Source organism: Streptoalloteichus tenebrarius, assembly GCF_024171885.1.
Lineage (GTDB): Bacteria > Actinomycetota > Actinomycetes > Mycobacteriales > Pseudonocardiaceae > Streptoalloteichus > Streptoalloteichus tenebrarius.
This window is the reverse complement of the sequence record NZ_JAMTCP010000012.1, coordinates 89,401-102,528: the sequence shown is the minus strand read 5'-3', so window position 1 is coordinate 102,528 and position 13,128 is coordinate 89,401. Positions and strand designations below refer to the sequence as shown.

Below are 13,128 nucleotides of genomic sequence, written 5' to 3'. Positions count from 1 at the left end.
CACGTGGCGGTCATCGAGCAGGTCGGCGCCCGCGAGATCCTGGACTCTCGCGGCAACCCCACGGTCGAGGTCGAGGTCGCGCTGGACGACGGCACCCTGGCCCGCGCCGCGGTGCCCAGCGGCGCGTCGACCGGCGAGCACGAGGCGGTCGAGCTGCGCGACGGCGTCGCCGACCGGTACTCCGGCAAGGGCGTCGAGAAGGCGGTCAGCGCCGTCCTCGACGAGATCGGCCCCGAGCTGGTCGGCGTCGAGGCGGTGGAGCAGCGGGTCATCGACCAGAAGCTGATCGACCTCGACGGCACGCCCGACAAGTCCCGGCTGGGCGCCAACGCCGTCCTCGGCGTGTCCCTCGCCGTGGCCAAGGCCGCCGCCGAGTCCAGCGGGCTGGAGCTGTTCCGCTACGTGGGCGGCCCGAACGCGCACCTGCTCCCGGTGCCGATGATGAACATCCTCAACGGGGGCGCCCACGCCGACACCGACGTGGACATCCAGGAGTTCATGATCGCCCCGATCGGCGCCGAGTCCTTCAGGGAGGCGCTGCGCTGGGGCACCGAGGTCTACCACGCGCTGAAGTCGGTGCTGAAGACGAAGGGCCTGGCGACCGGCCTCGGCGACGAGGGCGGCTTCGCGCCGAGCCTGCCGAACAACCGCGAGGCGCTCGACCTGATCGCCGCCGCCGTCGACAAGGCCGGCTACAAGCTGGGCCGCGACATCGTGCTCGCGCTCGACGTCGCCGCCACCGAGTTCTACGCCGACGGCGCCTACACGTTCGAGAAGTCCAAGCGCAGCGCCGAGCAGATGGCCGCGTACTACACCGAGCTGCTCGACGCCTACCCGCTGGTGTCCATCGAGGACCCGCTGGCCGAGGACGACTGGGACGGCTGGGTGCGGCTCACCGCCGAGCTGGGCGAGCGCGTCCAGCTCGTGGGCGACGACCTGTTCGTCACCAACCCCGAGCGGCTGGAGGAGGGCATCTCGCGGCGCGCGGGCAACGCCCTGCTGGTCAAGGTGAACCAGATCGGCACGCTGTCGGAGACGCTGGACGCCGTCACCCTGGCCCACTCCTGCGGCTACCGCACGATGATGAGCCACCGCTCCGGCGAGACCGAGGACACCACCATCGCCGACCTCGCGGTCGCCGTCGGCTCCGGCCAGATCAAGACCGGCGCGCCGGCGCGCAGCGAGCGCGTGGCCAAGTACAACCAGCTTCTCCGCATCGAGGAGGCGCTCGGCGACGCCGCCCGGTACGCCGGCGAGCTGGCCTTCCCTCGGTACAGCCCGGAGAGCTGATCCCGGCATGACCGGGCGCGAGCAGGACCGGGAGCGGCGCCGCCGACGGGGCGACCCCTCGTCGGCGCGCCGCCCCGAACGCGCTCGACGCACCACGCGCGGCGGACGCGCCGGGGCGCCCCGCTCCGGCCGCTTCCCCCCGCCGTGGCGGCGGCAGCGCGTGGCACCGGGCACCGGCGGCGCGTTCGGGTTGTCCTCCACCCGGCGCGCCGCGATGCTCGCGCTCGTCGTGTGCGCGTTGGCGTTGAGCGTCGCGGTGCCGTTGCGCACCTACCTCAGCCAGCGGGCCGCGGTGCAGGAGGAACAGCGCCGCCAGGACGACCTGCGCCGTGAGGTGGAGGACCTGCGGCGGCGGCGCGAGCAGCTCGACGACCCGGCCCAGGTGGAGGCCGAGGCCCGTCGTCGGCTGCGGTTCGTCCGGCCCGGCGAGACGCCGTACGTCGTGCAGCTCCCGCCGAGCCAACAGGCGCAGCAGCCCCGGCAGCAGCCGCGGGGTGCGCGCGCGGAGTGGTACACGGAGCTGTGGAACTCGATCGCGGGGAGTGGATCGTGACGGGGCAGGAACCCCAGCCGGCGCAGCCGCCGCGCCTGGAGCCGGTGAGCGAGGCGGACCGGGCGGCGATCCAGGCCCAGCTCGGCCGGCCGCCCAGGGCGTTGCGGGCGGTGGCGCACCGCTGCGGGTGCGGCCTGCCCACGGTCGTGCAGACCAACCCCCGGCTGGAGGACGGCACGCCGTTCCCGACGCTGTACTACCTGACCTGCCCGAAGCTGGCGGCCATGATCGGCACGCTCGAGGCGTCCGGGCTGATGCGGGAGATGACCGACCGGCTGGCCGAGGACGAGGAGCTGGCCGCGCGGTACCGGGCGGCGCACGAGTCCTACCTCGCCCAGCGGGACGCGCTCGAACCGCTCGGCACGACGGTCACGGCTGGCGGCATGCCCGGCAGGGTGAAGTGCCTGCACGCGCTGGTCGCGCACTCGTTGGCGATGGGCCCCGGGGTCAACCCGTTCGGTGACGAGGCGTTGGAGCTGCTCGGCGAGTGGTGGCGGACCGGGAGCTGCGTCCACACCTCCTGACGGCCCGGAGACCGATCGTCCGGAGGCCCGTCGTCGGGAGTTCCGTCGTCCGGAGGCCCGTCGTCGGGAGTTCCGTCGTCCGGAGGCGCGCGGCCTCACACGGCGTTGATCCCGTGCCGGCCATCATCATCTCGGGGGACGACGGGTCGAGGTGACGTCGTCGGCCCTCCCGGGAGCGGCCGAGGGTGTCGGTGCGACCGGTCGGTGTCGGCGGGAGGGCGGGCGGTCCGCCGAACGGCGGGTTGTGACCGCGCGCTGTTCCTGCTGGTCTGGGGACCGTCGCCCTTCCGGGGGATCGGCGGTCCCGGGTCCTTCACGGTGTCGGGCGACACGCCGGGGACGAGGTGCGGACGGCCGAGTCCTCCGGTGAGATGTGGTGACAGCGCGTGGCCCGCCGGGCACGCTGGGGAAGGCTACGAAGGGGACGTCCGGACCGGGACCGCGGCGACGCCGCGACCGGCCAGGGCGGTTCGAGGAGGGTGTGGGCATTCGTGGCAGCGCCGCACGGGAAGGCAGGCAGAAGATCGCGGCGGCGGGGCTCCCGCCGTCGTCACCGGTTCGGAGGAGCGGCGGCCATTCTCGGCGCCCTGTTGGTGCCGGTCGCCGTGGCCGGCACCGGGACGGTGGGCCTGCTGCCCGCCGCCGACGGCGGCCCGGTGGGGCTGGAGATGCCAGGCGCCGGTGACGTCCTCGCGGTCCTGAACGCCAGCAACAGCTCGGAGCTGGGCGCGGCCGGTCGGCTGCCCTCGGCCGAGGACGTCAGCCCCGACCTGCTCGACGACCTGGGCGACGGCGAGCTGGGCGCCGGCGGGCCGCTGTCGACGGTGCCGAGCGGCCCGCTGGGCCTGCCGGGCATCGTGCTCCAGGCCTACCAGCGGGCCGAGCGCACGCTGGCCCAGACCCAGCCCGGCTGTGGCCTGCACTGGTCGGTGCTGGCCGGCATCGGCCGCATCGAGTCGGGCCACGCCAGGGGCGGCCGGGTCGACGTGAACGGCAGGACCATCAGCCCGATCCTCGGGCCGCAGTTGTCCGGTGGGCCGGGGATGGCCGCCATCCGCGACACCGACGGCGGCCGGTTCGACGGCGACACCACGTGGGACCGGGCCGTCGGCCCCATGCAGTTCATCCCCTCCACCTGGGCCTCCTACGCCTCCGACGGCAACGGCGACGGCAAGGCCGACCCGCACAACGTCTTCGACGCGGCGCTGGCCGCGGGGAAGTACCTGTGCGCCTACAACACCAACCTGCGCGACCCGCGCCAGCTCGCCGCCGCGGTCTTCCGTTACAACCACTCCAACGAGTACGTGCGGGACGTCCTGAGCTGGGCCAGGGCCTACGCGTCCGGGGTCACCCCGCTCGACATCGAGCCGGGTCCGGCGGACGAGCACGTCCTGGCGTTCCCGCCGCAGGGGCCGCCCCCGGCCCCGCCGCGCCCCGACGACGCCCGGCAGGGCGGCGGGGGAGACGTGCCGCCGCCGAACCAGGGTTCCTCGGGGTCTTCGTCGACCGCGGGGTCCACCAGCTCGTCGACCTCCACGACGACCACGACCACCACCACGACGACGACCACCACCACGACCACGACGACGGGTGGCCCGACGACGAGCACGCCGAACTGCACGACGTCGACGACCACCACGACCACCACGACCACGACGACGACCACCTCGCCCAGCACGTCGACGAGCCCGACGCCGACGTCCTCGCCGTGCGCCACGACGACCACGACCACGACGACGACCGGCACGTCGACCGGCCCGGCGGGCACCCCGACCACCACCCCCGCGCCCACGCCGGGCGTCCGGCCGTCCCGCTGAGAGCGGGACGGCCGCGCCGGCCGGTCTCCCGCGCTCTCTATCGTGGTTGGGGAAACCCCTCACCACCGGGAGGACGCCCATGTCGCGGGTCGCTGCGATCGACTGCGGGACGAACTCGATCCGCCTGCTGGTCGCCGACGTCACCACCAGGGACGACGGGTCGCACTGGCTGCGCGACGTGCACCGCGAGATGCGCGTCGTCCGCCTCGGTGAGGGCGTGGACGCCACCGGCGTGCTCTCGCCGGACGCGGTGCGGCGCACCGCCGACGCGTTGGCCGACTACACGCGCGTGCTGCGGCGCAAGGGCGCGGAGCGCGTGCGGATGGTGGCCACCTCGGCCACGCGGGACGCGGCGAACCGCGAGGACTTCTTCGGCATGGTGCGCCAGGTCCTCGGCGTCGACGCCGAGGTGATCACCGGTGACGAGGAGGCGCGGCTGTCCTTCACCGGGGCGGTCGGCGACCTGGAGCCGGAGGACGGGCCGTTCGTCGTGACCGACGTCGGCGGCGGCTCGACCGAGCTGGTTCTGGGCACCTGGGACGGGTCGAAGGCGCTGGTGGAGGCCGCGCGCTCGGTGGACGTCGGGTGCGTGCGGATCACGGAGCGGTGCCTGCGGTCGGACCCGCCCAGCCCCGACGAGGTCGCCGAGGCCGAGCGGGTCGTGCGCGAGGTGCTGGCCGAGGCGTTCGAGGCGGTCCCGGTGGAGCACGCCCGCACGTGGGTGGGCGTCGCCGGGACGGTGACGACGCTCTCGGCCGTCGCGCAGGAGCTGCCCGAGTACGACTCGGACCGCACCCACCTGTCGCGGCTGTCCCTGGACCAGGTGCGGTCCACCACCGACCACCTGCTCGCGCTGCCGCACGACGAGCGCGCGCGGTACGGGTGCATCCACCCCGGCCGCGTCGACGTGATCGGCGGCGGTGGGCTGGTGGTGAAGGTCCTGGCCGAGGAGCTGGCCCGTCGCGCCGGTGTCACCGAGCTGGTGGTCAGCGAACACGACATCCTGGACGGCATCGCCCTGTCCGTCGCGTGACGGCGTGAGTGGGGGACCGCTCGTGATCGCCGGGCCGAGCCCGCCTTGGCCGACCCGGCACGCGGACCGGGCCGTGCGGCCAATCGTGGTGAGTCATCCGACCGAGGGCAGTCGGACGAATGACCGGCGGTGGACTCGGACCGCTCACCGGCGCGCGGCCCGGTGCGCGGCCCGGTGCGCGGCGCCGCTTCTTCACCTCCACAGGTGACCCTGTCACCCACACGCCCAGTTGCGAGCCGGGGTGCGCTGGCGCCTCATGACGGTGTGACGGGCGGGTGTCTCCGGCGTGCTCCGCCCGAGACGCGGAGGTGGCCATGGCACCTCACGGACGGACAACGACGCGGTCGGCGCTCGTCGACGCGAAGATCCCGGGCGGCCCCTGATGGCCAGGGCGAACCACGGCGGCGCGGCGGGCGAGCAGCGGCGACACCCGCCCCGCGAGGTCACCGCCGCCCTGGTGGGCCTGACCGCCCTCGGCGTCCTCGTCGTCTACTTCGGACGAGAGTGGGCCAGGGCGCACGCCAGGGCGCTGGGCCTGCACGAGAACGTCCTCGGCCTGTCGGCGGCCGACCAGCTCGCGCGCGGGGTGGCGGCGCTGGCGCCGCTGGCCCTCCTGGTCGGAGGAGCGGGGCTCGGGTGGGCGTGGCTGGACCGACGGCTCCGGCCGTGGTGGCGCAGGACCGGCCACAGCCCGGTGCTCAGCCAGGTCACGTCGGTGCTGGCGGGCTCATGGCTGCTGCTCCCGATGCTCGTGTGGGTGGTCGGCAGGGCCGCGCCCGGCCCGGCGCGGGTGTTGCTCCCGCTGTCGTTCGGCGCGGGTCTGCTCGTCTCCCTCTACGTCCTGCACCTGGAGCACGTGGTCCGACGGGGACGGGCCGAGCCGCGGTGGCGGCACACCCTGGTCACCGCGCTGACCGTGGTCGTCGTGTCCCTGAGCCTGCTGTGGGGCGCGAAGAACTACGCCGACCTGCTCGGCCGGCGCTGGGCGGACGAGTTCCCCGCGCGGCTGGCCGACCACGCGCAGGTCGTGGTGTACAGCGCGGAGCGCCTCCACCTGACCGCTCCGAGGGTCGACGAGGAGCGGCTGGACGCGGAGGAGTCGCGCTACCGCTACCGCTACAGCGGGCTGCGGTTCCTGGACTACGCGGCCGGCCGCTACCTCCTGGTCTCCGACGGATGGATGCCGCAGTTCGGGGTCGTCCTGGTGCTGCCGGCCAACGACCCCTCGGTGCGGCTGGAGTTCGTGCGCGACTCGCGCGTGCCGTGATCAGGCCAGGCTGAGCCGGCCGAGGCCGAGTCAGCCGAGACCCGGAAGGAGCGGCGATGACCCGGATGGTGCGGCGCGGGGCGGGTCTCCTCCTCGGACTGGCGTTCCTGCTTCCCGGCTGCGACGTCGTCGGAACCCCGGCCGGTCAGGGCATGGCGTTGCCTCCGCCGCCGCCCGTATCGCCCGGCGCGACGCCGTCCAGGGAACGGGAGATCTACGAGGCGTTGCGGGCGGGCGACCCCCGGCGGGCGCAGGAGCTGCTCGACAGCGGTTGGCAGGAGATGACCACGCCACGCAACGTGATGCTCTACCAGGCGGCGATCGCCATGGCGTCGGGCGACGAAGAGCGGGCGCGGAGGGAGACGCAGCAGATGAAGCAGCGCTTCGCGATGGGCACCGAGGGCCCCACCGGTGAGATCGACTGCAACCTGGTGCACGCGCTGGACAAGATGCCCGACTCGCAGATCACGTGCGAGCCGCAGCCGCCGCCGAAGTGGCCGGAGGGACGCCGGCTGGATCCCCGTGTCGCGGTGACCACCTCCACGCCCACCACCCGACGGACCACGAGCCCGTCGCGAACCACGGGCCCGTACCCCACGGGGACGACCACGACGTCGGCGCCCTCGCGGCCGGGCACCGGCCCCACGCCGGGGAAGCCGACCGGGATGACGGGCAGTCGGTGATGCGGCCCCGCCGCCTCGCACCGCGTCCCGGCCGTGGCGCCGGGGTTGACAGGGGCGCCGGGGCCGGCAGGAGCGGCGGGGTCGGCAGGGGCGCCGGGGTCGATACGGGCGCCGGGGGCGACACAGGCGGCGGGGGCGCGCCGAACACGGACTGGTCCGAGCTGGCGCGGCTGGCGGGCGGGGTGCTGGCCAACGCCACCGTGCTGTCCGCGCTGTTGGTCTACTTCGGCTGGCAACGGGCGGACGCGGAGTCGCGCGCGTTGGGCGTCGACGAGAGCCTTCGCGGACTGTCCAACCAGTACTACCTGCTCAGCAGCGTCGGCCCGTTGTTCCCGGTGTTGTCCGCCCTCGCGTTGCTCGCGCTGGGGTGGCTGTGGGTCGACGGGCGGCTGCGGGCGCGGTTCGGCGGGGACGGCCCGGGGCCGAGGGCCAGGCGCGTGCTGGGCGTGCTCGCCCTCGCCTGGCTCGTGCTTCCCGCCGTGGTCCTGGCGGCGCGTCTGGTGGTCCCACTGCTCGCCCGGCTGCTCTTCCCGGCGTCGATCGGGCTGGGGGCGCTGCTGTCGTTGTACGCCCTTTCGTTGCGGCGCCTCGCTGGGCAGGCAGGCGCGCAGCCAGGCGTGAGGTTGGGCGGGCAGCTCGGCGGCGGGTCGTGGCGGTGGCGGTCAGCGAAGTGGTTGGTGGCGTCGGTCGTCGCGTTGAGCCTGTTCTGGTCGGCGTCGCGGTACGCCGAGGTGTACGGGCAGTGGCAGGTGGACGGGCTGGAACGGGACCTGGCGAAGCGGCCGGCCGTGGTCGTCTACGCCACCGAGCGGCTGCACCTGGACACCTCGATCGCCGAGGAGACGCGGCTCGACCCGGAGAACGCGCACTACCGGTTCCGGTACCGGGGGCTGCGGCTCGTGGAGCACACCGGGAACAGGTTCTTTCTGATTCCCGACGGCTGGACCAGGGGTCGGGGCGTCGTGGTCGTGCTTCCCGACGACAGCAACACGCGGATGGAGTTCGTGCGCGGGGGTTGAGCATGCGCGGGGCTCAGGACGGCGGCCAGGACCGCTTGGGGCGCAAGGGTTTCGTCAGGTGAGGAACGCGGGTTCCTGGCGAGGTGTCTCGTGCGTCGTCTTCGTTGTTCAGGCGGGTTCTTGCCGCTCACGCGCGATTCCGCGTCGGCACTGGCGGAACAGGGCCGGGTTCTGGCATCTCGATCCGGGAACCGGGATGCGACCTGACACCGGGAAAGGCGGAAGGCGATCCAGGGGTTGTGGAACGGCGGAACGCGTTCCCTGATCTTCTCGTCGTCTCTCCGGCGTGGGGTCGTCTCTCCGGCGTGCGGTCGTCGCGTCGTCGCGCCGGGGTGTCGGGGTGTCGGGACGATGAGGCGGTGTGGTGCCTGGTGCTCGCTGGAGTGCGGCATCTTGTCCCCCCCGCGAGGGCCGACAGAGCCCTGCGGATCTTGTCCTGAGGTTCGGGGTTCCGCAACTGGAAGGGCCGAGTTATCCACAGCCCGGTGTTTCAGAGGCTTCCGGGGCGGGGTGGAGCGGAGTTATCCACAGGCGACAGGCAACGGGTTTTGCGCGCCTGAGCTGGGCCGATAGCCTGGAGCGGGGCTCGCCCCCCGGGTGGGAGGGGGCTGACCAGAGCGGGGTGCGAGGGCTGTCGGCCCGGGGCCACGAGAGCGCGCTGGCGCGTCGCTGGAAGGCGGGAGACGCGGAACATCCGCCCGGCCGGACGCGTTCCGCGCCGCGAGGCACGACGCGTCCGGCCGGGCGTTCGGCGTCAGCTCGTCGGCGCGGCCGAACGGAGGAAGGCCGCGATGTCCGCGGACTGCTGGACGCGCGTCGGCTCGTGGACGTACATCATGTGTCCGGCCTCGTAGTACCGGAACTCGATGTTGTCCCGCAGCACCGGCGGGATCGCCAGGTTCGCCATCGTGTGCTCGGCCGCGGCGAACGGCGTGGCGCCGTCGTGGTAGCCGCAGGCCACGTGGACCAGCAGGTGCGGGTTGGAGCGCATGGCGTTGGCGAGCTTGTCCGCCACGTTGACGTGCGCGCCCTCGAACTCCCGGTAGGACCACGGGTGGACGCGGTCGGTGAGGATCTCGTACGGCAGGTCGTTGTGGTAGTCGAGCTCCGCGTGCACGTAGTGGTTGAGCGCCGCCGTGTACGGGCCCATGATCGCCAGGAGTGACGGGTCCTCGACGAAGTGCTCCCGGCCCGCGTCCGGGTCCCACCCGGTGAACCGGCCGTCGAGCCGGCCCACCACCTGGCGCCGGTCCCTGAGCAGCTCCGTGAAGAACCGGACGTGCTCCAGCCGCAGGTCGACCCGGTCCACGTAGTCCGCGTCGAGGCCGGTCAGCGAGGCCACCCTGCGCACCGTCTCGGCGCGTTCGGCGTCGGACAGCCGCGCGCCGCGGCTGAGCGCCCACGGGTAGTCCTTCGCGGCGAACTCGGTGGCCTCCGCGAGCAGGTCGGGCAGCGGCCGGTCGCCGTGCAGGCCGTGGTGGTGCGCGATGGCCGCGTAGGTGGGCAGGAACAGCGCGTACGGCAGGTCGTTGCCCTGGGTGAAGCGGATCGTGCCCATGTCCAGCACGGCGGAGATCAGCACGAGCCCGTTGAGGTACATGCCGTAGCGCGTCTGGAGGTGGTCGGCGAGCGCCGCGGCGCGCAGCGTGCCGTAGGACTCGCCGGCGAGGAACTTCGGCGACATCCAGCGCCCGTGCCGGGTCGTCCACAGCCGGATGATCTCCCCGACGGACTCCAGGTCGCCCTGGAAGCCGTGGTAGTCCTCCGGCTTCTCACCCTTGACCGCCCGGGAGTAGCCGGTGGACACGGGGTCGACGAACACCAGGTCGCTGTGCGCGAGCAGGGTCTCGGCGTTGTCGGTCAGCCCGTAGGGCGGGGGGAGCAGGTTCCCCGCGTCGCCCATCACGACCCGGCGCGGCCCGAACAGGCCCAGGTGCAGCCAGACGCTCGACGAGCCGGGGCCGCCGTTGAACGCGAAGGTCACCGGCCGCGTCCCCGGGTCGGCCCCGTCGAGGGTGTACGCGGTGACGAAGACCTCCGCCTTCGGCAGGTGGCCGTCGAACCTGCCGTCGTTGTGCACCTCCCTGCGCAGCACGACGCGGCCGGCGGTGGCCGTGTAGGTCAGCTCGCGGCCGTCCGCGGTCAGGGTGTGCCGGGTGGTGACCAGGTCGTCGGTGGGTTCGGGACTCGCGTCGACCCGGGTGTCCTCCGCGTCGTCCGGCTGCCCCGAGGAACGTCGCTCCGTGGCGTCCTTTGACATGCTGAGTCACCCTAAAGGTGATCACGCCCACCACGGGAGGAGTTGTTCCGTGCTCACCGATCCGGCCGCGGCCGCCGCCGGCGTGTCCGACCTGGCGGAGCTGGACGAGCTGGTCACCCACTGCCGTGCCTGCCCCCGGCTCGTGGCCTGGCGCGAGGAGGTGGCCCGCACGCGCAGGGCGGCCTTCCGCGACCAGGTGTACTGGGGTCGCCCCGTGCCCGGTTTCGGCCCGGTGGACGCCAGGCTGGCGATCGTCGGCTTGGCCCCGGCGGCGCACGGCGCGAACCGGACGGGGCGCATGTTCACCGGCGACCGGTCGGGCGACGTGCTCTACGCGGCCATGCACGCCGTGGGCCTCGCCTCGCAATCCGTGGCGCTGAGCAGGGACGACGGGCTGGAGCTGTACGGGACCCGCGTCACCGCGCCGGTGCGGTGCGCCCCGCCGGAGAACAAGCCCACGCCGGGGGAGCGGGACAACTGCCGCTCGTGGCTGGCCAGGGAGCTCCAGCTCCTGCGGCCGACGCTGCGGGCGGTCGTGGTGCTCGGCGGGTTCGGGTGGCAGGCCCTGCTCCCGGTGCTGCACCACACGGCGTGGCGGGTGCCGACCCCGCGCCCGGTGTTCGGGCACGGCGTGGACGTCGTCCTGCCGGCCACGGACGGCGGGGCCGACCTGCGTCTGTTCGGGTGTTACCACCCCAGCCAGCAGAACACGTTCACCGGGCGGCTGACCCCGGCGATGGTGGAGGACGTGTTGCGGAGGGCGGGTGCGACGGCCGGCCTCGCGACCCTCTAGTTGATCAAGAAAAACCGGGTCGCGCACCGGGCACCCGTCACCCTGAACTGATGTGGCACCACCAACGCCGCAGGTCAAGGCATACGTAGGGCCGCTACTGTGACGTACGTCTACAACGGACGTCACACCCGTAAGGAGGGTGTCAAGCGACCGGTTGGGTGCGGTGCGACCATGGAGCCATGGCAGCAGGGAAGAGCGGTCCGACACGGATCCTCGTGGCCGGCGGCGGTTACGTCGGCCTGTACACCGCGCTGCGGCTGCAGTCGAAGCTCCGGCGCAACGAGGCGTCGATCACCGTCGTCGACCCGCAGCCGCACATGACGTACCAGCCGTTCATTCCGGAGGCGTCGGGCGGTTCCATCGAGCCGCGGCACGTGGTCGTGCCGTTGCGTCGGGTGCTCAGGCGGTGCAACGTCCTCACGGGGCGGATCACCAAGATCGAGCACGCGCGCAAGGTCGCGACCATGGAGGCGCCGGACGGCCACGTCGAGGAGATCGAGTACGACCAGTTGGTCGTCGCGCTGGGCTCCGTCGCGCGGACCCTGCCGATCCCGGGGCTGGCCGAGGTGGGCATCGCCGCCAAGACGATCGGCGAGGCCATCTACCTCCGCAACCACGTGCTGTCCCGGCTGGACGCCGCGGCGAGCACGCCCGATCCCGAGCAGCGCCGCCGGATGCTGACCTTCCTGGTCATCGGCGGCGGCTTCGCCGGCATCGAGATGCTCGGCGAGCTTGAGGACATGGCGCGCTACGCCTGCCGGTACTACGACAACATCAAGCCCGAGGACATGCGGTGGGTCCTGGTGGACGCCGCGAACCGGGTGCTGCCCGAGGTCAGCCCGAAGATGGGCGTCTACACCGTCGAGCGGCTGATGGACCGCGGCATCGAGGTCTACCTGGAGACGCTGGTCAAGAGCGTCGAGGGCGGGCACGTGGTGCTCAGCGACGGCACCGAGTTCGACACCGACACGGTGATCTGGACGGCCGGCGTGAAGGCCAACCCGGTGCTGGCCGAGACCGACCTGCCGCTGGAGCCGCGCGGCCGGCTGCGGTGCACCGCCTCGCTCCAGGTCGAGGGCACCCCGGACGCCTGGGGCGCCGGCGACTGCACGGCCGTTCCGGACCTGTCCCGGATCGAGGAGGACCCGCAGGCCACGTGCAGCCCGTCGGCCCAGCACGCGGTGCGGCAGTCGAAGGTGCTGGCGAACAACATCGTCGCCACGCTCCGCGGTCGCAAGACCAAGGACTACTACCACAAGTACCTGGGGTCGGTGGCCAGCCTCGGCCTGTACAAGGGTGTCGCCGACGTCGCCGGGATCAAGCTCAAGGGCTACCCGGCGTGGGCCATGCACCGCGCCTACCACGTCAGCAAGATGCCGACCTTCAACCGGAAGTTCCGCATCATCATGGACTGGACGCTGGCGCTGCTGTTCCGCCGCGAGGTGATCTCGCTGGGGCAGATCAACGAGCCGAAGGCCGAGTTCGAGCGGGTCGCCAAGGGCGGCTGACGCGCCGTCGCCACCCGCCGGTCCCCGGCCGGCGGGTGCGCCCGCCGGGACGAGGTCGATCGTCGCCCGGAGTCCGCGTAGGCTCCGGGCGACGTCGTGTTTGGGGATGATCACCTGATGCGCCCGATCGTCGCAAGCGGTTGGTCCCAGCAGGTGACAAAATCACCGGACCGACTTGACTTTGCGTTAGGTGAAACCAAGACTACCCAAGGTGTATCACCTGAACGTGTGAACACCGTGTGGGGAGAGGTGACCGCCATGTCGCTCCAGGAGTTGGCGGCGCGGGTCCGCCGGGGTGAGGTCGAGGACGGCGTGTTGGCCGAGTACGCCTCCGAGTACGCCAGGGCCCACAAGATCTACGCCCGGAAGAAGGACGACTGA

Annotated in this window: 12 protein-coding genes; 11 read left to right on the top strand and 1 reads right to left on the bottom strand. The window is 72.9% G+C overall.

What is annotated here, in order from left to right; translation table 11 throughout:
- The first annotated feature begins 3 nt into the window (after window positions 1-3).
- From eno to LX15_RS13425, 8 genes are all read left to right on the top strand, one after another.
- The gene (eno, locus tag LX15_RS13460; protein WP_253669898.1) at window positions 4-1,290 is read left to right on the top strand and encodes a phosphopyruvate hydratase; all 1,287 of its coding nucleotides are present in this window, start codon (window positions 4-6) and stop codon (window positions 1,288-1,290) included.
- 7 nt (window positions 1,291-1,297) lie between these two features.
- Window positions 1,298-1,843, top strand: a complete 546-nt coding sequence (locus LX15_RS13455; protein WP_253669897.1) for an FtsB family cell division protein — start codon at window positions 1,298-1,300, stop codon at window positions 1,841-1,843.
- Window positions 1,840-2,367 carry a DUF501 domain-containing protein gene (locus LX15_RS13450; protein ID WP_253669896.1) on the top strand — a complete coding sequence of 176 codons (528 nt, stop codon included), beginning with the start codon at window positions 1,840-1,842 and terminating at the stop codon, window positions 2,365-2,367. The genes LX15_RS13455 and LX15_RS13450 overlap by 4 nt, the downstream gene beginning before the upstream one ends.
- Before the next feature lie 593 nt (window positions 2,368-2,960).
- Window positions 2,961-4,184, top strand: a complete 1,224-nt coding sequence (locus LX15_RS32455; protein WP_308213463.1) for a lytic transglycosylase domain-containing protein — start codon at window positions 2,961-2,963, stop codon at window positions 4,182-4,184.
- 79 nt (window positions 4,185-4,263) lie between these two features.
- Window positions 4,264-5,217: a Ppx/GppA phosphatase family protein gene (locus LX15_RS13440; RefSeq protein WP_253669895.1), complete on the top strand. Its 954-nt coding sequence runs from the start codon at window positions 4,264-4,266 to the stop codon at window positions 5,215-5,217.
- Window positions 5,218-5,599: 382 nt separating this feature from the next.
- Complete coding sequence (locus LX15_RS13435; RefSeq protein WP_253669894.1) at window positions 5,600-6,484, top strand: hypothetical protein; 885 nt, start codon at window positions 5,600-5,602, stop codon at window positions 6,482-6,484.
- Window positions 6,485-6,540: 56 nt separating this feature from the next.
- Entirely contained in the window at window positions 6,541-7,167 is a 627-nt protein-coding gene (locus LX15_RS13430; RefSeq protein ID WP_253669893.1) for a hypothetical protein, read from the top strand.
- Window positions 7,167-8,186 (top strand): hypothetical protein, encoded by a 1,020-nt coding sequence (locus LX15_RS13425; RefSeq protein ID WP_253669892.1) that lies wholly within the window; start codon window positions 7,167-7,169, stop codon window positions 8,184-8,186. The genes LX15_RS13430 and LX15_RS13425 overlap by 1 nt, the downstream gene beginning before the upstream one ends.
- A gap of 754 nt (window positions 8,187-8,940) precedes the next feature.
- Here LX15_RS13425 and LX15_RS13420 read toward each other — a convergent pair.
- On the bottom strand, window positions 8,941-10,446 hold the full coding sequence (locus LX15_RS13420) for a S10 family peptidase (RefSeq protein WP_253669891.1): 1,506 nt from the start codon (window positions 10,444-10,446) through the stop codon (window positions 8,941-8,943).
- 49 nt (window positions 10,447-10,495) lie between these two features.
- On the opposite strand from LX15_RS13420, the gene LX15_RS13415 reads away from it, so the two are divergent.
- From LX15_RS13415 to LX15_RS32450, 3 genes are all read left to right on the top strand, one after another.
- Window positions 10,496-11,239, top strand: coding sequence for a uracil-DNA glycosylase (locus LX15_RS13415; protein ID WP_308213462.1), 744 nt, complete (start codon window positions 10,496-10,498; stop codon window positions 11,237-11,239).
- Window positions 11,240-11,418: 179 nt separating this feature from the next.
- A complete protein-coding gene (locus LX15_RS13410; protein WP_253669890.1) occupies window positions 11,419-12,747 on the top strand; it encodes an NAD(P)/FAD-dependent oxidoreductase in 1,329 nt (442 codons plus the stop codon).
- 258 nt (window positions 12,748-13,005) lie between these two features.
- Entirely contained in the window at window positions 13,006-13,128 is a 123-nt protein-coding gene (locus tag LX15_RS32450) for a hypothetical protein (protein ID WP_268844447.1), read from the top strand.

What these genes read in the sequence shown, in the direction of transcription:
- LX15_RS13410 (WP_253669890.1), top strand. Translation starts at nt 11,419, where the DNA reads ATGGCAGCAGGGAAGAGCGGTCCGACACGGATCCTCGTGGCCGGCGGC.
- LX15_RS13435 (WP_253669894.1), top strand. Translation starts at nt 5,600, where the DNA reads ATGGCCAGGGCGAACCACGGCGGCGCGGCGGGCGAGCAGCGGCGACAC.
- LX15_RS13440 (WP_253669895.1), top strand. Translation starts at nt 4,264, where the DNA reads ATGTCGCGGGTCGCTGCGATCGACTGCGGGACGAACTCGATCCGCCTG.
- LX15_RS13430 (WP_253669893.1), top strand. Translation starts at nt 6,541, where the DNA reads ATGACCCGGATGGTGCGGCGCGGGGCGGGTCTCCTCCTCGGACTGGCG.
- LX15_RS32450 (WP_268844447.1), top strand. Translation starts at nt 13,006, where the DNA reads ATGTCGCTCCAGGAGTTGGCGGCGCGGGTCCGCCGGGGTGAGGTCGAG.
- LX15_RS13455 (WP_253669897.1), top strand. Translation starts at nt 1,298, where the DNA reads ATGACCGGGCGCGAGCAGGACCGGGAGCGGCGCCGCCGACGGGGCGAC.
- LX15_RS13425 (WP_253669892.1), top strand. Translation starts at nt 7,167, where the DNA reads ATGCGGCCCCGCCGCCTCGCACCGCGTCCCGGCCGTGGCGCCGGGGTT.
- LX15_RS13420 (WP_253669891.1), bottom strand. Translation starts at nt 10,446, where the DNA reads ATGTCAAAGGACGCCACGGAGCGACGTTCCTCGGGGCAGCCGGACGAC.